Origin of the sequence: Streptomyces sp. NPDC057565 (assembly GCF_042801455.1) — a bacterium.
Lineage (GTDB): Bacteria > Actinomycetota > Actinomycetes > Streptomycetales > Streptomycetaceae > Streptomyces > Streptomyces yanii.
Map to the genome: position 1 here is coordinate 1 of NZ_JBHVFU010000009.1, position 22,050 is coordinate 22,050.

General features: G+C 70.8%; 18 protein-coding genes. 8 read left to right on the forward strand and 10 right to left on the reverse strand.

What is annotated here, in order from left to right; translation table 11 throughout:
* Positions 1–91: 91 nt before the first annotated feature.
* The gene (locus ACFU8W_RS19200) at positions 92–1,546 is read right to left on the reverse strand and encodes a CehA/McbA family metallohydrolase (protein ID WP_384038449.1); all 1,455 of its coding nucleotides are present in this window, start codon (positions 1,544–1,546) and stop codon (positions 92–94) included.
* Between the two features lie 261 nt (positions 1,547–1,807).
* Between ACFU8W_RS19200 and ACFU8W_RS19205 the strand changes: the two genes are divergently transcribed.
* Both ACFU8W_RS19205 and ACFU8W_RS19210 read left to right on the forward strand, forming a co-directional pair.
* Positions 1,808–2,653 carry an LLM class F420-dependent oxidoreductase gene (locus ACFU8W_RS19205; RefSeq protein ID WP_384038453.1) on the forward strand — a complete coding sequence of 282 codons (846 nt, stop codon included), beginning with the start codon at positions 1,808–1,810 and terminating at the stop codon, positions 2,651–2,653.
* A gap of 237 nt (positions 2,654–2,890) precedes the next feature.
* The gene (locus ACFU8W_RS19210) at positions 2,891–4,375 is read left to right on the forward strand and encodes a peptidoglycan D,D-transpeptidase FtsI family protein (protein ID WP_384038456.1); all 1,485 of its coding nucleotides are present in this window, start codon (positions 2,891–2,893) and stop codon (positions 4,373–4,375) included.
* Positions 4,376–4,515: 140 nt separating this feature from the next.
* On the opposite strand, the gene ACFU8W_RS19215 is transcribed toward ACFU8W_RS19210, so the two are convergent.
* Together ACFU8W_RS19215 and ACFU8W_RS19220 are read right to left on the reverse strand one after the other, a co-directional pair.
* Positions 4,516–5,163 carry an HAD family hydrolase gene (locus ACFU8W_RS19215; RefSeq protein ID WP_345517616.1) on the reverse strand — a complete coding sequence of 216 codons (648 nt, stop codon included), beginning with the start codon at positions 5,161–5,163 and terminating at the stop codon, positions 4,516–4,518.
* Positions 5,164–5,475: 312 nt separating this feature from the next.
* Positions 5,476–7,038: a phosphodiester glycosidase family protein gene (locus tag ACFU8W_RS19220; protein ID WP_384038460.1), complete on the reverse strand. Its 1,563-nt coding sequence runs from the start codon at positions 7,036–7,038 to the stop codon at positions 5,476–5,478.
* Between the two features lie 605 nt (positions 7,039–7,643).
* Between ACFU8W_RS19220 and ACFU8W_RS19225 the strand changes: the two genes are divergently transcribed.
* Entirely contained in the window at positions 7,644–8,498 is an 855-nt protein-coding gene (locus tag ACFU8W_RS19225; protein ID WP_384038919.1) for an NmrA family NAD(P)-binding protein, read from the forward strand.
* A 6-nt stretch (positions 8,499–8,504) separates the two neighbouring features.
* Here ACFU8W_RS19225 and ACFU8W_RS19230 read toward each other — a convergent pair whose 3' ends face one another.
* Positions 8,505–9,242 carry a hypothetical protein gene (locus ACFU8W_RS19230; RefSeq protein WP_384038463.1) on the reverse strand — a complete coding sequence of 246 codons (738 nt, stop codon included), beginning with the start codon at positions 9,240–9,242 and terminating at the stop codon, positions 8,505–8,507.
* A 406-nt stretch (positions 9,243–9,648) separates the two neighbouring features.
* Between ACFU8W_RS19230 and ACFU8W_RS19235 the strand changes: the two genes are divergently transcribed.
* Both ACFU8W_RS19235 and ACFU8W_RS19240 read left to right on the forward strand, forming a co-directional pair.
* Positions 9,649–10,230: an RNA polymerase sigma factor gene (locus ACFU8W_RS19235; RefSeq protein WP_384038466.1), complete on the forward strand. Its 582-nt coding sequence runs from the start codon at positions 9,649–9,651 to the stop codon at positions 10,228–10,230.
* Entirely contained in the window at positions 10,227–10,607 is a 381-nt protein-coding gene (locus ACFU8W_RS19240; protein ID WP_384038469.1) for a hypothetical protein, read from the forward strand. The genes ACFU8W_RS19235 and ACFU8W_RS19240 overlap by 4 nt, the downstream gene beginning before the upstream one ends.
* Before the next feature lie 123 nt (positions 10,608–10,730).
* Here the strand turns inward: ACFU8W_RS19240 and ACFU8W_RS19245 are convergent, their stop codons facing one another.
* Genes ACFU8W_RS19245 through ACFU8W_RS19270 form a run of 6 tightly spaced genes read right to left on the reverse strand, consistent with a single transcriptional unit; the run spans position 10,731 to position 16,803 of the window.
* Positions 10,731–11,612, reverse strand: coding sequence for a phosphogluconate dehydrogenase C-terminal domain-containing protein (locus tag ACFU8W_RS19245; protein ID WP_345517623.1), 882 nt, complete (start codon positions 11,610–11,612; stop codon positions 10,731–10,733).
* Positions 11,612–12,409, reverse strand: coding sequence for a sugar phosphate isomerase/epimerase family protein (locus ACFU8W_RS19250; protein ID WP_384038473.1), 798 nt, complete (start codon positions 12,407–12,409; stop codon positions 11,612–11,614). The genes ACFU8W_RS19245 and ACFU8W_RS19250 overlap by 1 nt, the downstream gene beginning before the upstream one ends.
* Positions 12,409–13,218 (reverse strand): triose-phosphate isomerase, encoded by an 810-nt coding sequence (locus tag ACFU8W_RS19255; RefSeq protein WP_384038476.1) that lies wholly within the window; start codon positions 13,216–13,218, stop codon positions 12,409–12,411. Before ACFU8W_RS19255 ends, ACFU8W_RS19250 begins: the two co-directional genes overlap by 1 nt.
* On the reverse strand, positions 13,218–13,694 hold the full coding sequence (locus tag ACFU8W_RS19260; RefSeq protein ID WP_384038479.1) for a ribose-5-phosphate isomerase: 477 nt from the start codon (positions 13,692–13,694) through the stop codon (positions 13,218–13,220). Before ACFU8W_RS19260 ends, ACFU8W_RS19255 begins: the two co-directional genes overlap by 1 nt.
* Positions 13,694–15,430, reverse strand: coding sequence for a dihydroxyacetone kinase family protein (locus ACFU8W_RS19265; RefSeq protein ID WP_384038482.1), 1,737 nt, complete (start codon positions 15,428–15,430; stop codon positions 13,694–13,696). The genes ACFU8W_RS19260 and ACFU8W_RS19265 overlap by 1 nt, the downstream gene beginning before the upstream one ends.
* Positions 15,430–16,803: an MFS transporter gene (locus tag ACFU8W_RS19270; RefSeq protein WP_384038484.1), complete on the reverse strand. Its 1,374-nt coding sequence runs from the start codon at positions 16,801–16,803 to the stop codon at positions 15,430–15,432. Before ACFU8W_RS19270 ends, ACFU8W_RS19265 begins: the two co-directional genes overlap by 1 nt.
* Positions 16,804–17,048: 245 nt before the next feature.
* On the opposite strand from ACFU8W_RS19270, the gene ACFU8W_RS19275 reads away from it, so the two are divergent.
* The 3 genes from ACFU8W_RS19275 (at position 17,049) to ACFU8W_RS19285 (ending at position 21,984) form a co-directional block, all read left to right on the forward strand.
* Positions 17,049–17,792 carry a FadR/GntR family transcriptional regulator gene (locus tag ACFU8W_RS19275; RefSeq protein WP_345517629.1) on the forward strand — a complete coding sequence of 248 codons (744 nt, stop codon included), beginning with the start codon at positions 17,049–17,051 and terminating at the stop codon, positions 17,790–17,792.
* A 219-nt stretch (positions 17,793–18,011) separates the two neighbouring features.
* Positions 18,012–20,594, forward strand: coding sequence for a bifunctional FO biosynthesis protein CofGH (locus ACFU8W_RS19280; protein ID WP_384038487.1), 2,583 nt, complete (start codon positions 18,012–18,014; stop codon positions 20,592–20,594).
* A gap of 274 nt (positions 20,595–20,868) precedes the next feature.
* Complete coding sequence (locus tag ACFU8W_RS19285) at positions 20,869–21,984, forward strand: ADP-ribosylglycohydrolase family protein (RefSeq protein ID WP_384038489.1); 1,116 nt, start codon at positions 20,869–20,871, stop codon at positions 21,982–21,984.
* The last annotated feature ends 66 nt before the right edge of the window (positions 21,985–22,050 follow it).

The window sequence follows — 22,050 nt, forward strand, 5'->3', positions numbered from 1 at the left end:
ACAACCCCAGGCCCTTCGTCTGGACGAAGACCGCCGACGAGATCTTCGAACGCCTCACCGGATATCTAAACCGAATCAAAGACTCAGGACACTAGGAGATGTCCAGGAACACCGGATTGGTGAGCGCCGCCAGGGCCCCCGGCAGCCCCGGCACCGTGGCCGGGTGGCGGACCTCGGCGCGGACATAGGCGGCGTACCTCGGGGTCGTGCGCCACTCCACCGTGCCCGTGCCCGACTCCGGCAGCGTGGAGCTGAACAGCGTGCCCTGGTCCGTGACGAAGTGGGCGGTGCAGCCGGGCACCCCGGTGACCTCCAGCCGTACGGTGACCGGACTGTCCGCGTCGGCCCGCAGCCGCTCACCGATCCCCGGGTGCCCGCCGCGCCCGCCCGATACGCCGAAGGAGAGGGTGACGGCGGACGACTCGGCGATGTACGAGTGCCCGGCCCGGATGCCCGCGAGGATCGCGTCGCGCGAGAGCTCCTCGGCGAGGACGACGGTCTGCGGCAGCCCCACCGTGTCCGGCTCGCGGTGTGCGTCGCTGTTGCCCATCGCCGGGACCCACGGCTTCGATGCGCGGACGGCTGCGACGAGGGAGTTGTCCCACTCGGCGAGCGCGATCTCGTCCTCCGGGGTGTACGGCCCGTTCCACACCTCCACCGCGTCCGCCTCGTCGAAGCCGAACTTCCAGTGGCAGCCGATGCAGGTGGCGTGCGGATGGGCGGGGACGACCAGGCCGCCCGCCCGGCGGACGGCCTTCGCGTAGTGCCCGAAGCGGTTGTCGCGGGCCCGGTAGCGCCAGTCGACGAAGGTGCCGGGGTCGGTGGAGAGCGCGATCACATGACCGTTGCGTGTGGTGATCTCCTCGCCCGTCAGGATGAGCAGATCATCGCCCCACAGCCCCTGCCAGGCGCTGTGTGCGGTGTGGGTGTTGTGTTCGCTGCTGTTGATGAAGTCGAGCCCGGCGGCGCGCGCGGCGGTGGCGATCTCGGCCGGGGTGCGCTTGCCGTCCGAGTGGACGGAGTGCAGATGGCAGTCTCCGCGGTACCAGGCGCGGCCGCGCCCCCTGGCGCGCTCGGGCGGGTACACGGGCGCCGGAGTGGTGCCGGATTCGCCGAAACGGAGGGTGATCGTCACCTCGTACGGGAGACCCTCGGGCGCGACGGTGTACGGGCCCAGCGCGATGTTCCAGGTCCCGGCCCGTACCGGACCCGCGACATAACCGGGTGTCGCCTCGTCCGCCCGGATGAAGAAGCCGGCACGCGCCCCGCCGGACCAGCCCCGGAACCCGCGCCCGCCCGGTTCCGTGCCGCGCTCGTCGAAGATGCCGATGTCGAGGGCGTTGCCCTGGGTACCGGCCGGGACGGGCGTCTTCACGTACGCGTACGAGACCGCGATCTCCCGTACGCCGTGAGGCACGTCGACCGGCAGATAGACGAAGTCGGGCGACCCGGTCGGCAGGGTGCCGCGCACGGTCTTCGTCAGGTCGGCCCGGTCCGTAGCGCCGTCATTGCCGGGTGAGGCGTTCGCGAAGCTCACAGTGGACAACGTTAGGGCGGTGGCGGCGGTCCCGACGAGAAGACCGCGCCTGCCGAGCGGGCCGTTGTGCGGGGTGCCCGATCCGGTCGTACGAGTGGCTCCCCAGGGTGTCGTGAGCGACGAGGGCGACGTACCAGAACCTTGCCAGGGGGCCATGAACTCACCGCAGAAGGAAGTGGATTCACGGACAGGAACGGCGACGCGGGAGTCCTGGGCGTCCTGATCCGCACCGCATAGGTTGGGGTCAGACGACGACGGAGGTGTCCTCGAATGCGGATCGCCACAACGATCTTCCTCACCGACGAGACGATCACGCCGGTACGGCTCGCGCGCGAGCTCGAACAGCGGGGATTCGCGGCGCTCTATCTGCCGGAGCACACGCACATCCCGGTGAGCAGGGACACCCCGTATCCGGCGGGCGGCGACCTCCCGCCCGAGTACGGCCGCACGCTCGACCCGTTCGTCGCCCTCGGCCAGGCGGCCGCGGTGACGGAGCGGCTGGCGCTCGGCACCGGCATCACCCTGATCGCCCAGCACGACCCGATCGACCTGGCGAAGCAGATCGCCACACTCGACCACCTCTCCGGCGGCAGGTTCACGCTCGGCCTCGGCTTCGGCTGGAATGTCGAGGAGGCCGCGGACCACGGAGTGACCTGGCGGACCCGGCGGGAGCTGGGCCGCGACCGGATGGCGCTGATGCGCGCCCTGTGGGCGGACGAGCCCACGGGTTACGAGGGTGAGTTCGGGTCCGTCCGGGCCAGTCACGCGTACCCGAAGCCGGTCCAGGAGGCGCGCGGCCCGGTGTCCGGCCCGCGCACCCTGATCGGCGGCGCGGCCGGCCCGAAGCTGTTCGCCCATATCGCGGAGTACGCGGACGGCTGGCTCCCGATCGGCGGCCGGGGGCTGACGGAATCGCTGCCCGTTCTGCGCGAGACCTGGGAGTCGGCGGGCCGGGACCCGAAGCAGCTCCAGGTGGTGCCGTACGCGGTGCTGCCGAGCGCGGGGAAGCTGGCGCACTACGCGGACCTGGGCATCGAGGAGGTCGTCCTGCAGCTTCCCCCGGCAGGGGCGGCAGAGGTCCTGCGCACCCTCGACGATTACGCACAGTATCTGTGACCGAGGCAGGGCCGGGACGGCACCGCGGGCGGGGACCGCTCGGGTGATGTCCGCTCCGCACCTCCGGGAGGACGGGCGCGCCACGTCTCTCGGGGGTCGGTGATCGGGAATGATCGACTACCCCGGCCGGGCGGGCCCGCGCCCCCTTCCGCGGGCCCGCCCCCGGTGCAACCGCTCGCCCGGTATGCGCATCTTCCCCTGTTGAAGATCGAACCGGTTCCGGGGAGCGGGGGAACGATGAACAGGCCGTTGCGGCACATAGCCATCTTCTGCGGGCTGCTGATAATGGCCCTGCTGCTGCGGACGAACTGGCTCCAGCACTTCCAGCGTGAGGCGCTTTCCACCGACGAGCACAATCACCGGGTGAAGATCGCCCAGTTCGCCACTCCGCGCGGCGACATCATCGTCCGCGGCAAGGCGATCACCGGCTCCAAGGCGGTCGACGGCACGGACTTCAGGTACCGGCGGACCTTCAAGCAGGGCGCGATGTACGCCCCCGTCACCGGCTACGCCTCCCAGGCACAGGGCATGTCCCTCCTGGAGAAGACGTACGACACCATCCTCAGCGGCCAGGACGACCGGTTCGCCTTCCGGCACGCCAAGGACATCCTCACCGGGGAGCAGCGCCGCGGCGGCGATGTGATCACCACCATCGACCCCAAGGCGCAGGAGGCCGGCTACAAGGGACTGACCGACCTCGGCGCCCGGGGCGCGGTCGTCGCGCTCGATCCGCGCACGGGCAAGGTCCTGGCGCTCGTCTCCACGCCTTCGTACGACCCGTCCGTCTTCGCCGGGAACACGTTCAAGGAGGGCGACAGGTTCCAGGCGCTCGTCAAGGACAAGAGCAAGCCGCTGGCCAACCGTCCGCTGCGCGAGACCTTCCCGCCCGGCTCGACCTTCAAGATCCTCACCGCGGCCGCGGCCCTGGAGAACGGGGTGGTCACGGATGTCGACGCCGCGTCCGACGCGGTCTCCCCGTACCCCCTGCCGCTCTCCTCGAACAGGATCGGCAGTGAGGCGGGAGACGCCGTCTGCAACAAGGCGTCGATGAAGACCGCCATGCAGCACTCCTGCAACAACGTCTTTCTCGACGCGGCGTCCAAGGTCGGCGCGGACAAGATGCGCGCGACGGCGGAGAGGTTCGGCTTCAACTCCGATGTCTACTCCGATGAGTTCGGCGACATGCTCGCCACCAGGAGCCTCTACCCGACCGGTTTGGACAAGCCCGGAACCGCGCTGACCGGAATGGGCCAGGGCAGCCTGACCAGCACACCGATGCAGATGGCCATGGTGACCGCCGCGCTCGCCAACGACGGCAAGCTGATGCAGCCGTACCTCGTCGAAGAGCTGCGCGGCCCCGACCTGTCGACCCTGGAGAAGCACGAGCCGAAGCTCAAGAGCCAGGCCGTGTCCGAGGGAACGGCGAAGAAGGTCCAGGAAATGATGGAGTTCACCGCCAAGGAAGGCAGCGCGCAGCGGGCCCTGATCGACGGGGTCACGGTCGGCGGCAAGACCGGCACGGCGCAGCGCGGCGTGAACGTCAAAGACGAGGTGCCGTACGGCTGGTTCGTCTCGTACGGCAAGAAGGCCGACGGGCAGTCGGTGGCGGTCGCGGTCTTCATCGACCCGACGGACATGGACATCTCCCGCTCGGACATCTCGGGCGGACGCCTCGGCGGGCCGATCGCGAAAAGCGTGATGCAGGCGGTGCTGGGGGAGTAGTCCCGCCTCCACTTTCCGACGGGGCCGTCGCGCTCCGTCCCGGGGATTTCCGGGGCGCCTCACCTGTGGAGGTGCGCCCGGCCCTTTTGTGTACGGGTATGGTCCGCCTGCTGCTCCGCGGCCTCATGCAGACGTGACGCTCAGATTTCGGACAGGAGCATCGGCAGTTTGCGCATGTCGTCGAAGACCACGGTGTCCTGGCCTTCCAGCCAGTGCGCGGGGGTCAGCCCACCGGCGTAGCCCAGCGACCGCATCCCGGCCGAACGGGCGGCCTGGATACCGTACTTGCTGTCCTCGACGACGACGCAGGCGGACGGCTCGACCCCCATCCGCCGGGCCGCGTGGAGAAAGAGATCGGGGGCGGGCTTGCCGCGTGCGACCTCACTGGCGCTGAAGATCCGGCCCTCGAAGCGGGAGTGGAGCCCGGTGTGGCCGAGGGTGTGACGCATCTTCTCGTGACTGCCGCTCGACGCCACGCAGCTGGGGAGCGTGAGGGCGGCCAGCGCCTCGTGGATGCCGTCGACCGCGATGAGTTCGGTGTCCACCGCATCGCGGTGGAGTTGCTCGAACCGCTCCTGCCATACCGGGGCCCGGCCAGGCAGTCGGGCGTCGATCAGTTCACCGATGGACGTGTTCGACCGGCCCACGAACTTCTCGATGACCTCGTCCTCCGTCAGTGCCCACCCCAGCTCGGCGCCCACTTGGACCTGGACGCGCACAGCGATTCGTTCGCTGTCGACGAGCACGCCGTCGCAGTCGAATATGACGAGTTCAAGGGGAGTGGCCATCCGGACAGGATAGGGACTCCGACGGTCGCGGCGTGTTGGTAGGCCGGGTTGCCCTCGCTCCACCGGTCGACGGTCGGTTCGAGTTCCGTCATGCCGTCGTGAGGCGTCAGCCGGTGGGCCATCCGGCAGCCGGCCTCGGCGTGCTTCTCGTTGTGCGCCGCTCCCGGATGCTGGACGCAGGTGAACTCCCTGAGTGGATCGAACACTTCGATGTCGCCGTAGACCTGCACGATCCGCTCGCCTTCGAGGCCGTAGCCGACGAAGCCCACGCGGCTGCCGACCGCGAAGGACGACTCGATCAGGCAGCCGAACTCAGGGCAGCACCAGGATCGCGTCGCCGACCGGGCGCTCGCCCGCCGCGTCGGACGGGCGGTTGATCACCTTGCCGTCGACGACCATCGTGGTCGAGCCGCCGCCGTCCAGGTTGACGGCGTTCTCCATGCCGAGGGAGTCGGCCACCGCGGCGCTCTCCGCGATGGACAGACCGAGGCTGTCGACGGCGCGGCCGTCGACCGTGGCCAGCATGATCCGGCCATGCCCGTCCACACCGGCGATCGTGCGCGGATTCCGCTTGGCCGCCCAGCCGTAGTAGAAGCTCGGGTCGCCGGGCCGGACCATGCCATCGGTCTGCGGTGTCACATGGGGACGGCCGTCGCGGACGAGCTCCGGGCCGCCGTTGACAGCCATCTGCGGGCTGTGGGCCGGTCGGCCCTGCCCATCGGTCAGGTGGCCGCTGACGGCGAGGCGGGCGCCCGGCTTGGCGATCGCGCGCAGGGCGGCGGCCTCGGTGCCGGTGCCCTGAACCGAGCGGGCGCCCGCCGGGAGCGCGCCACCGCGGGTCTCCCGGACCTCGGTCACCCGGCCCTGCCGGTCCAGGACGGCTTCCACGCCGGGGCCGGCCGGGGTGGAGGCGCCGTAGTCCGCGGTGAAGGCGACGAGCTCGTCGGGGTCGGTGCAGGTCGTGTCGTGGAGCGGGTGGCTGGTGGGCAGGTCGTCGTGGGTTCCGCCGCAGTTGCGGATCAGGCCGGGGACGCGGTTGATGCCGTCGAGGGTCAGCGTGGTGCGCCCGCCCCTGAGCTCGCCGGTCCAGCTGTACCGGTTGACGCCTGCGTGCCGCGCGTCGGCGGTGAACGTGAACACCGGCCGGCCGTTGGTGGCCTCGCTCCGCAGCTGTCCGTCGTAGACGCCGAGGCCGGCGGGGTCGCCGGGCGCACCGGCGGCGGGGTCGAGCACGAAGAACCCGGCGTTGACCCCGGCAGTCGCGTTCCGGGCCCGGGCGAGCGCGCTGGTGGTCTCGCGCCGCTCGATGTCCGGCCCGAAGTCGCCGGCGAGGTCACCGCGGAACTTGTCGGGGTCGATGGTGAGCACCTGAACGCGCCACGGACCGCGGTCGGTCGAGGCGCCGTCCCACCCGGTGAAGACGGTGGAGGCGGTGAAACCCGCGGCCCGCACCCGTGCGAGGAGGGTGTTGGCGGCTGCCTTGTCGGCGTCGAGCCCGATCCGCACCCGGAAGCCGAGCGTGCCGCCGGCGAAGTCGGCCACGGCAGGGGTCGTGACCTCCTCGACGCGAGTGACGAATCCCTTGCCGGACAAGGCGTCGGCGAGAGCGTCGGCATGCGCCCGGTCGGCGATGGCTGTGGGCGGCGCGTCGGGGTCCGGGTTGTTGCCGCCACCGGGGACGGCGACCTCGACGGTCCAGCCGTCGGCAGGATCGGCCTCGCCGCGAACAATCGTGGTCAGGGTGACGCCGGGCTGGAGGGTCTCGACGGTACGGGTCTCGGGAAGGCCGCGCGGCCCGAGCGGCAGCCCGTGATCACGCTCGGCGGCCGCAGTCGGCCCGCCGACTGTGCCGACCACGAGGGCTATTGCTGCCATCACGGCAAACTTCCTTGCTCCGAACCGCATATGACACCTCGTCCTGGTTCCGGTGATGGCGGCCATCACCTAAGCACGGGAGCCCGACGGCGCGGAAGTCCTTTGCGTCAGCTGTGCTTCGAGCGCGTCCGGCCGGCGAATCCGGTCAGCGGCACCTCGACGACGCGTCCACGCCGGGGGCGCGGCCGGGGCGCGGAGAACCACCTCCGGCTGGAGCGCCGACCTCGGTCGTGGCCGAACTGGCGGCGAACGCGGTGCTGCACGGGCGCGTGAAGGGGCGGGACTTCGAGCCGAGGCATCTCGACCTGGCGGACACGCTCCGTATCGAGGTGTCGGACGCACTGGGTGAGCAGGGGCCGCAGCGGTGTGCGCAGACGAGTGGCGCAGAGTCGGGGTACGGCCTGCGTCCGGTCGAGGCGCCGTCCACGTCCTGGGGAGCCACCGACCGGGTCGTGGGCAAGACGGTCCGGGCGAGCGATGTGCCGGTCGTCATCGAGACGGACACGAGACAGGACCGACGCCCACCGCCCGGGGTCCTCCCGGTGGCAGGCGCGGCCACTGCTGGTAAGCATGGACCCATGTCTGTCGACGATCAGGGAGAAGCCATGCCCATCGCGGTACTCGGAGCGACCGGTGGCCAGGGTGGTGCGGTGGCCGCCGCCCTGCTGGAGGCGGGGCGTGCCGTGCGCGCCGTGGTGCGTGATCCCCGCAGCGGGCGGGCCAGGGCACTGGCCGTGGCCGGAGCGGAGGTCGTCCCCGGAGATCTGTTCGACGCGGACTCGCTCGCCGAGGCGTTCAGGGGCACGACGGCCGCGTTCGCCGTGACCACGCCGTTCCAGAACGGTCTGGACGCGGAGGTGGCCCAGGGCGAGGCGATCGTACGGGCCGCCGAGGCCGCCGCGCTGCCGCATCTGGTGCTGGCCTCCGTCGCCAGTGCGGACCGCGGCACCGGCGTCCCGCACTTCGAGACCAAGGCCAGGACAGAAGAGCTGCTGGCCGGCTCAGGACTTCCGGCGACAGTGGTGGCACCGACCTACTTCTACGACAACGCGCTGGGCGCGCTGGACGAGGTCGCCGCCGGCCTCCTCACCATGCCGCTCTCCGGCGACACCCCTCTCCAGCAGGTGGCGCGGCAGGATCTGGGCCGGGTCGTGGCCGCGGTCGTGGCCGATCCGGACCGGTGGATCGGGCAGCGGATCGAAGTGGCGGGCGACGACCCCACACCGGTCCGGATGGCCGAGGAGATCGGGCGGGCCGCGGGCGGCACGGTCGCGTTCCGGCAGACGGCACTGGAGGATCTGCGCACCGTCAACCCCGACATGTTCGCCATGTACAGCTTCCTGGAGACCACCGGTTACCAGGTGGACCTGGAGGCGCTGCGCGCGCAGTTCCCCACTGTCCCCTGGACCTCGTACGCCGCATGGGCGGACACCCAGGACTGGCCGAAGCCCCGCGGGTGAGCCCCGCTATCGCGGTCGCATCAGTTCCAGGTCCTCGCCCCACGCGTCCAGCACCGCGCCGTGGCCGGCGTGCCGGGCCGCTGCCTCGATCCGGGCGAAGAGGCTCCGTTGGAGGGACACGCCGCCCGTTGCCGAGATGCGGTCCAAGGTCTCCAGCAGCGGGGCGGTGTCCCAGCCGGGCAGCGGGTATCGGCTGAGTTCCCACTCCAGGTATTTGTTGTAGGGGCGGGGACGGCGGTCCAGGGCGAAGAGCAGTTCCAGCAGGAATCCGATGCTGTCGGCGGCGTCGAGGCGGGCGGCGAGCGCATGTCCGTCACGGTTGTTCTTGACGGAGCGGTAGAGGGAGTTGGCGTAGGCGTCGAGCCACTGATCGGCGTCCCGGAACGCCTCAGCGGAGTCGAGCCGTGCCTTGGCGGCCAGGATCTCGGCGATGCCCCCGTCGAGCCTGTCGAGCACGACCCGGGCCCGCGCCAGGGCGTAGCGCTCGAATCCGGGCATTCCGGCCGCCCGGAAGTCGGCGAGCGGGAGGACGACGAGGTCGAGTTCGGCTGTGCGGTGGCCGGCGAACCGGACGAGATCGGTCGCGGCACCATCGGCGACGACGACGTAGAGGTCATGGTCGGAGTGCTCGGTCGCCATGCCGTCATGGGCGTGGGATCCCTTGAGGACGAGGCCGACGACGGCCGGGTCGGCCACGGCGAGTGCGACGAACGATTCGTACGTGAGGGGTTGTTGAGCGGTCATTGCGCGGTCTCCGGTGGGATGTGCGTCGGGGCATGTCTGCCGGGACGGATCCGTCGCCGGAGCCGCCCGCGTCGTCCGTGACGGCACGTGGCCGCCGCCCGGAGAATCAGCGCACGGACTTCCGCCGCCCGCTCGACCTTCTGAACCTCGCCTGATCGGCATCAATCCGAGATCACGAGTTGCAACAGCGCTGGGAGGTGAATCCTTTCCGGACCTCCCCGCCTCTTATCTGTGTACCGGCCGAACGGGCCGGCAGAACCGGGAGGAAACATCAATGATGGTCACTGGCCTCGTAGTGATCGGAGCCCTGCTCGTGGGCGCGTGCAGCTGGCACCTGATGCGGCGTTACAGGAGCCGAAGCTGACCAGCGTCTGCGCACGGAGCGCCTTCCGAATATGAGTAGCACATGAACCAACGCTTCCCCTGGCCGGACGAGCGGCTGATCAAGGCCGCTCAGGACGGCGACGTCACCTCGCTCACCACCGTCGTCATGAAATCGCAGCCCCATGTGCGCAAGTTCGCCATATCGCTGTGCGCCTCACCGCAGGACGCGGAGGACGCGGCGCAGGAGGCGCTGATCATCCTCTACCGGAAGATCGGCACCTTGCGGGCCACCGGCGCGCTTGCCTCATGGATGTTCCGGATTGTGCGCAACGAATGCCTCCGGCAAGTGCGGCTGCTCGTCTCACGGAGCGACGACGCGTCGGCCGAACCGGAGGCGTCCGCGGAACCGTCCGCCGAGGACGCGGTGCTGCACAGGCTGGAGGTGGAGCGGATCGCGGCTGCGGTCTGTGCCCTTCCCGGTGACCAGCGGCAGGTCCTGATCATGCGGGACGTACAGGGTCTGCCCGGCAAGACCGTCGCCCATTCGCTCGGTCTGAGCAACGCCGCGATGAAATCGCGGCTGCACAGAGCGCGCGCAGCACTGCGTCACTCACTGACAGTGACCGATCAAGCCATCGACCAACCAGTCGGAGGAGACTCATGACCGTGAACACCGTGAAGCCCGCGCAGGGGGAGAAGGCCCGGGCCACCGCACAGTCCGCGGCGCCCGAGAAGAACTTCGCCAGCAAGTCCGTCCCGCGCCACCTGGCGCGCGGCGCCATCGGCTTCGGGCTGATCATCGGCTCGATCGGCCTGGTGCCCGTCGCCGGCCCGGCCACCCTGCTGGCGGCCCCGTTGGCCCTGATCGCCTTCCGCGGCTGTCCCACCTGCTGGATGGTCGGCCTGACGCAGACCATTTCCCGCGGCCGTCTGGAACGCCAGTGTGTGGACGGAGTCTGCACCCTCACCAAGGCGCACCCGGCGGCAAAGGCCGCGGACGAGCCGACAGCCGGCATCGACGTCCTGGCCGCTTCCCGGTGACCGGGCCCCGGCCTTTCCCGTGGACCGCGAGCCGGCGAACGCCCGCCCGCCGATACGCGTACGGGCCGGGCGCCCCGTCCGTGGCGGGGGGCCCGGCCCGTACGGGTACCGGCAGGCGCCGGGTCAGCGCTTGATCTCCTTGATCTTGAGCATCCGCGTGATGACCTTGTCGAGCTCGTCGTCGTTGAAGACGTTCTTCCAGTCGTCGCGGACGATCGACTCACGGCCGTAGTCCATCGCGATCAGGCACGCGTCGGAGAACGGGTTGGAGCCCTTGAGAGTGTTGGCCAGCGCCACCTGGGTGTGTCCCAGCAGCATCGCGCGGGCCGCCTTCTCCGGGACACCCACCGTGTGGACGGTCTCGTGCAGCGCCTCGGTCAGGAGCGCGCCGACCATGCAGGCGATCGTCTCGACGAGGGTCGGCTCCAGGACCGCGAGCTGCTTGACCGTCACCCAGTGGACCTCGACGACCGGGGCGTACATCGTGGAGATGACTGCTTCGGCCAGCTCCTGGGCCTTCGGGTCGGCGGCCTCGGCGGCGGGCTCGAAGGAGGCGACGACCTCCTGCGGGGCGGCGATGCCGCCGAACGTGTCGGCCCACTCCTCCTTCGTCGTGCGCTCCAGGAACACCGACGGGTGGCAGGGGTGCGCCACCGCGTTGTGGACGTCCGCGCGGCGGGTCAGCAGACCCGCGTAAGCGGCGGCCGGGTCCAGCGTCAGCAGGATCGCGCCCGGCTTCATGACCGGGACGAGCTGCTCGGAGACCTTGCCGAGCACGACGTCCGGCACGGCGAGGATGACGACATCGGCCCGGGCGGCCGCCTCGGCACCGTCGGTCAGTTCGCGGCCGAGCTCGCGGATCAGCTCCTGGCCCTTCGGCGAGTTCTCGGCGAAGAGGGTGGTGAAGTCGCTCTTGACCAGGTTGTTGGAGACGCGCTGGCCCATCTTGCCGGCGGCCCCGATGACGGCAACGGTGGTGGATGCGGTCGTGGTTTCGGTGGCCATTACTTGCTCCTCATAAGGGTGTTGATGCTGTGCCGGGTCCACTGGTCCTCCAGGCGGGCGGTCTCGGTGAAGTCGCCCTGCCAGGGGAGCCAGTGCTCCACGATCTGGTTGATGCCCTTCTCGGCCGGCCGGACCTTGTCGATCATGTGGTCGTAGTCGAGGAGGCCCTCGCCGAGGAGGCAGCCGGCGAACGTGAAGCCGACCCAGCCGTCACGGCGGGAGAACGAGAAGTCCTTGACGTGGATGTTCACCACGTAGGGGGCGGTGGCGTCGACGACGTCCACCGGGCGTTCGAGCCGGGCGACGCTGTTGCCCGGGTCGAGGACGACGCCGAGGTACGGGCTGTCGACGCCGCGCACGACGGACAGCAGGTCGTCGGTGGAGACCTGTTCGTACGTCTCCAGGCCGAGCGTCACACCCGCCGCGGCGTAGCCGGGGACGGCCTCGCGGAGCAGGGCCGTCGCCTCGGGCACGCTCGGCCGGTGGTCGGCCGTGTTCATCATCGAGCGGACCAGGGTGACGCCCAGACGCTGCGCGATACGGAGATACGTGGCCAGGTGCGCGGGGCGCACCCCCCGGGTGCCGAGCTCCAGCGTGATGCCGTACTCCGCCGCCGTGGCGCGTACCGCGTCCAGCTGCGTGTCGTCGAACGTCTCGATCAGCGGGTAGTCGCAGATCTGGAAGACCTCGCCGCCCAGGTCACGGGTCTGCGCGAGCATGTCGTGCACGGTGAGCGGCTGCGGGGCGCGCTCGGAGATCCGCCAGAAGAAGGCGTAGGTGCTTAGTCCGTAGGCCATCAGGACACTCCTGCCGGCGATTCGGCGTGCAGGGCCAGGACCTCGTCGAGGATGCGTTCCACCGCCGCCGGGTCGTGGGCGAACCGGCCGAGGAAGAGGCCGCCGACCCCGGTGCCGAGTTCGGTGAGCAGTCCCGGGCCCGCGCTGCCGCCGTAGATGACCCTGCTGCCGACGAGGGCGGGCTGCGTGGACAGCCAGTCGGCCAGGGCCGCGCAGACGGTACGGATGTGCTCGGACGACGCCGGTTCGGGGGCGCCGATCGCCCACTGCGGTTCGTATGCGAGGACGACCGGGGCCGGGGCGCCGTCATGGGCTGCCGTGGCCAGGACGCGCTCTGCCTCGGCGACCGTACGGGCAGCCGCCTCGGCGGGGGAGACCCGGTCGAGTTCACCGACGCACAGGACCGGTGTGAGGCCGTTGCGCAGGGCGGCGGCCGTCTTGGCCGCGACCACCGTGTCGCCCTCGCCGAAGAGCCGGCGGCGTTCGGCGTGGCCGACCTCGGCGTAGCTCGCGCCGATCTCCTTGAGATGGGCGCCGCTGACCTCGCCGGTGTAGGGGCCGGTGTCCTCGGTCGCCAGGTCCTGCGCTCCGGTCCGCACCCCCGTGCCGGCGAGGATGCCGGTGACGGGGACGAGCGCGGGGAACGCGGGCAGCACGAACAGTTCGGCGACGCCGGTCGTCACGGCCGGGTGCCGGGCGGCGGTGTCGGCGATCCGGCGCGCCCAGTTCAGGGTCTGGTGGTGGCCGAAGTACATCTTCAGGCTCACCCCGATCGTGATCGGCGTCGGAGCGGTGGAAGCGGCGGGCATCAGGCTGCTGCTTCCTGCTGGTTCTCGTAGTCCTGCATGAGGGCGACCTTGGCGGCGGACGCGGACGTCTCGTCGAAGCGGTACGTCAGCCACTCGGCGGCCAGCCGACGGGCCAGTTCGAGACCGACGACGCGCTGCCCGAACGTGAGGACCTGGGCGTTGTTGGAGAGGACCGCGCGCTCGACGGAGAACGAGTCGTGGGCGGTCACCGCACGGATGCCCTTGACCTTGTTGGCGGCGATGGCGACACCGAGACCGGTGCCGCAGACCAGCAGGGCGCGGTCCGCCTCGCCGCGGGCGACCAACTCGGCGGCGGCGATGGCCACCTTCGGGTACGCGGTGTGTCCGTCGGCGTCGACGCCCACATCGGTGACGGTGACGACGAGGTCACTGGCCTCCAGGTCCTTCTTGAGGGCTTCCTTGTACGCGTAACCGGCGTCGTCGGAACCGACGACGATGCGGAGCTTGTCGGACATCAGCGGATCTCCAGGGTGGGTGCGAGAACGGGGTGGACGGCGCGGACGATCAGGGCGAGGGAGTGCGCCCCGGCGTCCGGGGTGCCGAGACTCTTCTCGGCGTGCGGACGGGCCCGGCCCATGCGGGGCAGCAGGTCGGCGGTGGCGGCCGCGGCGGCGGCTGCGGTGCTCGCCGCTGTGTCCCAGGCGATGGACAGCGACTGCCCGTCGGCGGTGGCGGTGGTCAGTGCCTCGGCGAACGGGACGAGGACGTCGACCATCGTCTTGTCGCCGACCTCCGCCCCGCCCAGGCGCATCACGCCCGCCGCCGCCTCCGCGACTCCGGCGGCGACCACGGGGGCGGTGGGCCGGCCGGTGTCGCCGAGGGCGGTGCCGATGGCGCGGAGGATGACGCCCCACAGGGCGCCCGAGGTGCCGCCCGCCTTGTCGGCCCAGGCGTCGGCGGCCCGGTGCAGGAGCGTTTCGGCACCGGCGCCGAGCTGTTCCGCGCGGACGGCTGCCTCGTACGCACCCGTGGATCCGCGCTGCATGCCGATGCCGTGATCGCCGTCACCGGCGACCGCGTCGATCCGGCCGAGCTCGTCGGCGTGCGTGTCGACGGTGGACTTCAGGGTGCGCAGGGCGGCGAGGACGGTACGGGCGGCGGCGCGGGACTCCTCGGTGGCGGCCGGGACCGGCTCCTCGACGGCTTGCTCGGCAGGACCTTCGGAGATCAGGTCCGCAGCCTCGACCGTGCCCTTGCGGTACGCGGGGGCATCCGCCGGAGCTGTCCACAGCGGTTCCAGTTCGTCCGTCAGCCAGCACAGGGTGAGCGAGACGCCCGCCATGTCGAAGCTGGTCACCAGCTCGCCGACCTCGGGGTCGACGGACTCCACACCGGCTTCATGAAGCAGCTGGGCGACCCGGCGGTAGACGACGAACAGCTCCTCGTACTTCACCGAGCCGAGGCCGTTGAGAATGACGGCTGCCCGCTGCCCGCACGGGGAGTCGACACCCTCGGGCAGCTCACCCAGCACCGTGCTCACCAGCAGTTCGGCGGCCTCGTCCGCGCTCGGGACCGGCTGCTCGCCCATGCCCGGCTCGCCGTGGATGCCGAGCCCGACTGCCATCCGGTCCTCGGGGACGGTGAACAGCGGGTGGTCCGCGCCCGGCAGCGTGCAGCCGGAGAACGCGACACCGAAGGAACGCGTGCGGGCATTGGCCAGCTCGGCGATCCGGGTCACCTCGGCGAGATCGTGTCCCGCCTCGGCGGCGGCCGCGGCCGCCTTGAAGACCACCAGGTCGCCCGCGACCCCGCGGCGCTTGTGCGCCTCGGCCGCGGAGGCGCTCGATATGTCGTCGGTGACGCCGAGCGTCCGGGCGGGTATGCCCTCGGTGGTCAGCTGCTCGGCCGCCTGCCCGAAGTGCAGGACGTCGCCCGCGTAGTTCCCGTACGCGAGAAGGACACCACCGCCGGTCTGCGCGGCCTTCGCGACCTGCCGCACCTGGTGGGCGGAGGGCGAGGCGAAGACATTGCCGACCGCGGCGCCGTGCGCGAGGCCCTGGCCGACCAGGCCGGAGAAGGCCGGGTAGTGGCCGGATCCGCCGCCGACGACGACCGCGACCTGGCCGGGGGCGGTACGGGTGGCCCGGACCACCCCGCCGGGGACCTGACGGACCCGGTGGGGGTGGGCGGCGACGAACCCCTCGAGTGCCTCGTCGGCGAAGGCGGCGGGGTCGTTGAACAGGCGGGTCATCAGTGGGCCTCCACGAGGGACCGGCCCTGACCCGCGTCGCGGTCCTTGGACCGGCCGGCGAGCCACAGCATCAGTGCGGCGGACATGAGCATGAAGGCGCCGACCAGGAACAGCGGCAGGTAGTAGTCGCCGCTGAAGTCCTTCAGCCAGCCGGTGACGTAGCCGGCGGCGAAACCGGCCACATTGCCCGCGGTGTTGATCAGAGCGATACCGGCCGCAGCGGCGGCGCCGGTCAGGAACTGGGACGGCACGGACCAGAAGACCGGCAGCGCGGCGAAGATCGCACACGCGGTGACGGTGATGACGGCGACCGTCGCGGCGGGCGAGCCCATGTAGAGGGCGATCGGGATGGAGATACCACCCACGACGGCCGGGCCGGCGATGTGCCACTTGCCGACGCCGTGCCTGGTGGCGTGACGCGACCAGAAGAAGAGGACTATCGCCGCCGGGAGATACGGGATCGCCGTGATCAGGGCCTTGTCCATGACGCTGAACGAGGTGTCGAACTGCTCCTGGAAGCCGTTGATGATCGTCGGCAGGAAGAAGGCGAGGGCGTACAGGCCGTAGATGAAACCGAAGTAGATGAGCGCGAGGGTCCAGACACGGCTGTTGGTGAACGCGGCCTTCAGCGCCTCGCGCCCGTGCCCGGACTTCTCGTCGGCGCCGGTCTTCGTGGCGTTCTCGGCGGCCAGCTCGGCGGTCAGCCACTCCTTCTCCGGGGCGGTCAGCCACTTCGCGTCGGCCGGCTTGTCGATCAGGTAGAACCAGGCGATGACGCCCAGCAGGATCGCGGGGACGGACACGCCGAGGAACATCACGCGCCAGCCCTCGAGGCCGAACAGCCCGTGCTGATTGATGAACCAGCCGGCCAGCGGGGCGCCGATCACGGTGGTCAGCGGCTGGGCCAGGTAGAAGAGGCCGAGCACCTTCGTCCGGTGCCGGGACGGCACCCACTGGCTCAGGAAGAGGATCGCGCCGGGGAAGAATCCGGCCTCGGCGACACCGAGCAGGAAGCGGAGCGTGTACAGCTGCTCGCTGTTCTGCACCCAGGTGAAGAGCAGGGCGACGATGCCCCAGGAGACCATGATCCTGGCGAGCCAGCGGCGGGCGCCGAACTTGTGCAGGGCCATGTTGCTCGGCACTTCGAGAATGATGTAGCCGATGAAGAAGACGCCCGAGGCGAAGCCGAACTGGGCCGCCGTGAGCGCGAGGTCCTGGCCCATGCCGTTCGGCTCGGCGAAGGACACGGCCGTGCGGTCCAGATAGTTCACGAAGAACATCAGGGCCACGAAGGGGACGAGCCGGATCGAGACCTTCTTGATCGTCGACCGCTCGACGGCAGATCTCTCGACTGAATGCGCAGTGGCGCCCATGGAGACTCCTCGCTTCCCGGACAGCTTTGTCCGGCTCTGGTCACTGTCGGCAGCGGGCGGGGCCGGCAGTAGCCGCGGCGGGTCCGACCGGCGAACAGCTCACACGCTAGACCTGAAAACAAAATTGGTCACCAATTAACCAAAGTGACGTACGTCGCTCCGACGAGCACACCAAAAGGACCGATGAGCGCGATATGGTCCGCCCGGCCCGTGATCATCGGGAGACGTCTGATGTACTGGACGACGTGTCCACGCAGCCCGAAGAGCCCGATTTCACCTCGCTCCTGCGCCCCGTCGTACGCGAGTCCTCGGTCAGCGAGGTGGCCAAGCGGCTCCTCGACCACCTCTCCGAGGGCAACCTGAAGCCAGGCACTCGACTGCCCGCCGAACGGCAGCTCGCCGAGGCGCTCGGCGTCGCCCGGTCCAGCGTCCGGGGCGCCCTCTCCGCACTGGACGTGCTCGGCATCATCGAGATCCGGCCGGGCTCGGGGTCGTACGTGCGCGACGGCACGTCGGAGTTCCTGCCGCGGGCGATCAACTGGGGCCTGATGCTCGGTCAGCGCCGTACGCAGGACCTCGTGGAGGTCCGTACGTTCATGGAGGGCATGTCCGCACGCCTTGCCGCGGAACGGGCGGAGCAGGCGGACGTCGAACGGCTCGAAGGGCATCTGGCGCGGATGCGGGAGGCGGGCACGGACGTCAAGGCGTTCGTCGACGCCGACATCGCGTTCCACCTGGAGACCGCGAACATCGCCCGCAACACGGTGCTGAGCGACATCCTGCACTCCATCCGGGCGCTGCTCCAGGTCTGGATGGAACGGGCGGGCGACATCGAGGGCACGGTGAGCGGGACGCTCCATGAGCACGGGGCGGTGCTCGACGCGATCCGGGCGGGCGATCCCGAGGCGGCGGACGCGGCGATGGCCGAACACATGCGGTTGGCGAGCGACCGGCTGAACCTGTCGCTCCGCGCCGACCAAGAGGACTGACAACCGGTCCTCGCCTCCGGGCGCGCGCCCGGAGGCCCTTTTCGGCCTGTCCGGCGTTCGACGACGGAACCGTTGCTCGGGTGGGACGTTCAGTCGGACGGGCTGGGGGCGCCCCGGGGCCGGGGCGTCGCCGGACGGGCCACGGCGGCGGCGTTCGTTTCGCCCCCGAACCCCGGACGGGCTTCATCGGCCCGCCCACCTCGCTCGTATGCTCGGGTCATGACCGATCCTCAGCGCGCACGCCCGACCACCAACTCCATGCGGCGCGCGCTCAAACGGGCCCGTGACGGTGTCGCCCTCGATGTGACCGAGGCGGCCGTCCTGCTCCAGGCACGCGGCGAGGATCTGACGGACCTTGCCGCGTCCGCCGCCCGGGTGAGGGACGCGGGCCTCGAAGCCGCGGGTCGGCCGGGCGTCATCACGTACTCGCGCAAGGTCTTCATCCCGCTGACCCGGCTCTGTCGCGACAAGTGCCACTACTGCACCTTTGTCACTGTCCCCGGCAAGCTCCGCAAGGCCGGGCACGGGATGTTCCTGTCGCCCGACGAGGTTCTCGACATCGCCCGCAAGGGCGCGGCCATGGGCTGCAAGGAAGCACTGTTCACGCTCGGCGACCGCCCCGAGGACCGCTGGCCCGAGGCGCGGGAGTGGCTTGAGGCCGAGGGATACGACGACACCCTCGCGTACGTACGCGCCATGGCGATCCGGGTACTCGAAGAGACCGGACTCCTTCCGCACCTCAACCCCGGCGTGCTGACCTGGACCGACCTCCAGCGCCTCAAGCCCGTCGCCCCGTCCATGGGCATGATGCTGGAGACGACGGCGACCCGCCTGTGGTCCGAGCCGGGCGGCCCGCACCACGGTTCCCCGGACAAGGAGCCGGCGGTACGGCTGCGGGTGCTGGAGGACGCGGGCCGGTCCAACGTCCCGTTCACGACCGGCATCCTGATCGGGATCGGCGAGTCGTACGAGGAGCGCGCCGACTCCCTCTTCGAGCTGCGCAAGACCGCCCGCGCCTACCACGGCATCCAGGAGGTCATCGTCCAGAACTTCCGCGCCAAGCCGGACACGGCGATGCGCGGGATGCCGGACGCCGAACTGGAGGAACTGGCCGCCGCCATTGCCGTGGCCCGGCACATTCTCGGCCCGTCCGCCCGCATCCAGGCCCCGCCGAACCTCGTCGACGCGGAGTACGCACTGCTCATCGGCGCCGGGATCGACGACTGGGGCGGCGTCTCACCGCTCACCCCGGACCATGTGAACCCCGAGCGTCCATGGCCGCACATCGACGAACTCGCCGCGAAGACGGCCGAGTCGGGCTTCGAACTCCGTGAACGGCTCACCATCTACCCGGAGTTCATCCAGCGCGGCGAGCCCTGGCTCGACCCCCGCCTCCTCCCGCACGTCCGGGCGCTCGCCGACCCGGAGACCGGGCTGGCGAAGGAAGAGGCGATCCCCGCCGGTCTGCCGTGGCAGGAGCCGGACGAGGGCTTCAACGCCTCCGGCCGCACCGATCTGCACCGCACCATCGACACCGAGGGCCGAACCGGCGACCGCCGCGACGACTTCGACGAGGTCTACGGGGACTGGGAGGCACTCCGCGAGGCCGCCGCCCCCGGAATGGTCCCGTCCAGGATCGACACCGACGTGAAGGCGGCGCTCGGCCGGGCCGCCGACGACCCGACGAAGCTCACCGACGACCAGGCCCTCGCCCTGCTCCACGCGGACGGCCCGGCGCTCGACGAACTGTGCCGGATCGCGGACACGCTGCGTCGTGACGTGGTCGGTGACGACGTCACGTACATCGTCACCAGGAACATCAACTTCACCAACGTCTGCTACACCGGCTGCCGGTTTTGCGCCTTCGCCCAGCGGCGCACCGACGCCGACGCGTACACGCTCTCCCTGGACCAGGTCGCCGACCGGGCCGCGCAGGCGTGGGACGTCGGTGCCGTCGAGGTCTGCATGCAGGGCGGCATCCACCCGGACCTGCCCGGCACGGCGTACTTCGACATCGCGCGGGCGGTGAAGGAGCGCGTCCCCGGCATGCATGTGCACGCCTTCTCCCCGATGGAGGTCGTCAACGGCGCGACCCGGACCGGCATGTCCATCCGCGACTGGCTGACCGCCGCGAAGGAGGCCGGGCTCGATTCGATCCCGGGCACGGCGGCGGAGATCCTGGACGACGAGGTCCGCTGGGTCCTCACCAAGGGGAAGCTGCCGACGGCGACCTGGCTGGAAGTCATCAGGACGGCCCACGAGGTGGGGCTGCGCTCCTCGTCGACCATGATGTACGGGCATGTCGACCAGCCCCGCCACTGGCTCGGCCATCTGCGGACCCTGGCCCGCCTCCAGCAGGAGACCGGTGGCTTCACGGAGTTCGTGACGCTGCCGTTCATCCACACCAATGCGCCGGTCTACCTCGCGGGCATCGCCCGCCCGGGCCCGACCGACCGTGACAACCGGGCCGTCACCGCCATGGCCCGGCTCCTGCTGCACCCGCACATCACCAACATCCAGACCAGCTGGGTCAAGCTCGGCACGGAGGGCGCGGCCGAAATGCTCCGCTCCGGTGCGAACGACCTGGGCGGCACGCTGATGGAGGAGACCATCTCCCGCATGGCGGGGTCGAGTTACGGCTCGTACCGCTCGATCCAGGACCTGGTCGCCATCGCCGAACTGGCGGGCCGGCCGGCGAAGCCGCGCAACACGCTGTACGGGGAAGTCCCCGAGGAACGGCAGCGGGCGGCAGCCACGTCCGACGGACACCTCCCCGAGCTGCTGCCGGTGCTGCCGGACTGATCCGTTCGCGCGCTGCCCGGCCGCGTTCGCCGGCCGGGCAGCGGGCGGAGACACCCGGCCGTCCGGGGACGCCTGCGGGTGGCCGTCGGCCGCCGGGCAGGTTCCGCTTCAGGTCACGGATGTCCCGCGTCCGCGACCGTGGCCGGGACCTCGGAGATAGCTGTTCAAAAGTGACCGCCGGAGCCACTCCGTACATACCGTTCCGCCCCTGAACCAGCCGTTCCCGTTCGATTACAGTGCTGCGCAGTCGTACGCGGACGGGGGAAGGGGCGCGGTGAGCACAGGAGCCACAGCCATCTGGGGCCGCGCCGAACAGCAGGACTTCCGCAGCCGGGTGCGCGGCTGTCTGCTGGGCGGTGCCATCGGCGACGCGCTCGGCGCGGCCGTCAGCGGACTCTCGCTCGAAGAGATCCGCGCGGCCCATGGCGTCGAGGCCGTCACCGACTTCGTGCCCGTCCACGGCAGACGAGGTGCGGTCACCGCCGTCACCCAGCTCACCCTGTTCACCGTCGACGGACTGATCCGCGCCCAGGTCCGCCGCGACACCGGCGCCTGGCACCCGCCCACCGATGTGCACCGTGCCCATCTGCGCTGGGCCGCCACCCAGAGCGACTGGGGTCCGGACGAGCGGCGCACGGAGAACGGCTGGCTCGCCCAGGAGGAGTGGCTCTACGCCCGCCGTGCCCCCACCCGCGAATGCCTCAACGGCTTCGGCGACACCACCATGGGCACCCTCGACCAGCCCAAGAACCCTGCCGCGCGCGACTCGGCCGCACTCACCCGCTCCGCCCCCTTCGGCCTGCTGGTGGGCTGGGAACCGCAGCTCGTCCTGCAACTGGCCGTCGAATGCGCCGCCCAGACCCACGGCCACCCCACCGCCCTCCTGTCCGCGGGCGCCCTCGCCGTCGTGGTGCACGGGCTGGCCCGCGGCGAGACGCTGGACGGCGCCGTCCAGCAGGCCCTGGCGCTGCTCGCCGAGCGCCCCGGCCACGAACAGGTCACCGACGCCCTGCAGCAGGCCCTCGGCTCCGTGCGCCAGGGCATCCCGGGCCCGGCCCTCATCGAGGCGCTGGGTGACACGGACTCCGCCGAGGAGGTCCTCGCCGTCGCCGTGTACTGCGCACTGGTCGGCGAGGACGTCCGACACGGGCTGCGGCTCGCGGTGAACCACAGCGGCCCGTCCGCGGCCACCGGGGCGCTCTGCGGGGTACTGCTCGGTGTGCTGCACGGCGAGACCGCACTGCCGCCCGCCTGGCTCGCCGAACTGGAGGGCCGGGCCACGCTCCTGGAACTCGCCGACGACTTCGCCATGGAGATGACCCAGGGACCGGCGCTCCACAGCCCGTCGGCTGCCGCCCATGGCTGGCTGACCCGCTACCCGCGCGGCTGACCGCGTACGGACGGCACGGGAAAGGGGCGGGGTGCGGGCGCCGCCGCGTCCGTACCCCGCCCCTCG

Bases quoted from the DNA above. Each gene is read 5' to 3' on its own strand.
- ACFU8W_RS19210 (WP_384038456.1), top strand. From the start codon at position 2,891: ATGAACAGGCCGTTGCGGCACATAGCCATCTTCTGCGGGCTGCTGATA.
- ACFU8W_RS19235 (WP_384038466.1), top strand. From the start codon at position 9,649: ATGAACCAACGCTTCCCCTGGCCGGACGAGCGGCTGATCAAGGCCGCT.
- ACFU8W_RS19215 (WP_345517616.1), bottom strand. From the start codon at position 5,163: ATGGCCACTCCCCTTGAACTCGTCATATTCGACTGCGACGGCGTGCTC.
- ACFU8W_RS19270 (WP_384038484.1), bottom strand. From the start codon at position 16,803: ATGGGCGCCACTGCGCATTCAGTCGAGAGATCTGCCGTCGAGCGGTCG.
- ACFU8W_RS19220 (WP_384038460.1), bottom strand. From the start codon at position 7,038: ATGGCAGCAATAGCCCTCGTGGTCGGCACAGTCGGCGGGCCGACTGCG.
- ACFU8W_RS19230 (WP_384038463.1), bottom strand. From the start codon at position 9,242: ATGACCGCTCAACAACCCCTCACGTACGAATCGTTCGTCGCACTCGCC.
- ACFU8W_RS19205 (WP_384038453.1), top strand. From the start codon at position 1,808: ATGCGGATCGCCACAACGATCTTCCTCACCGACGAGACGATCACGCCG.
- ACFU8W_RS19245 (WP_345517623.1), bottom strand. From the start codon at position 11,612: ATGGCCACCGAAACCACGACCGCATCCACCACCGTTGCCGTCATCGGG.
- ACFU8W_RS19250 (WP_384038473.1), bottom strand. From the start codon at position 12,409: ATGGCCTACGGACTAAGCACCTACGCCTTCTTCTGGCGGATCTCCGAG.
- ACFU8W_RS19260 (WP_384038479.1), bottom strand. From the start codon at position 13,694: ATGTCCGACAAGCTCCGCATCGTCGTCGGTTCCGACGACGCCGGTTAC.
- ACFU8W_RS19255 (WP_384038476.1), bottom strand. From the start codon at position 13,218: ATGCCCGCCGCTTCCACCGCTCCGACGCCGATCACGATCGGGGTGAGC.
- ACFU8W_RS19240 (WP_384038469.1), top strand. From the start codon at position 10,227: ATGACCGTGAACACCGTGAAGCCCGCGCAGGGGGAGAAGGCCCGGGCC.
- ACFU8W_RS19265 (WP_384038482.1), bottom strand. From the start codon at position 15,430: ATGACCCGCCTGTTCAACGACCCCGCCGCCTTCGCCGACGAGGCACTC.
- ACFU8W_RS19280 (WP_384038487.1), top strand. From the start codon at position 18,012: ATGACCGATCCTCAGCGCGCACGCCCGACCACCAACTCCATGCGGCGC.
- ACFU8W_RS19225 (WP_384038919.1), top strand. From the start codon at position 7,644: ATGCCCATCGCGGTACTCGGAGCGACCGGTGGCCAGGGTGGTGCGGTG.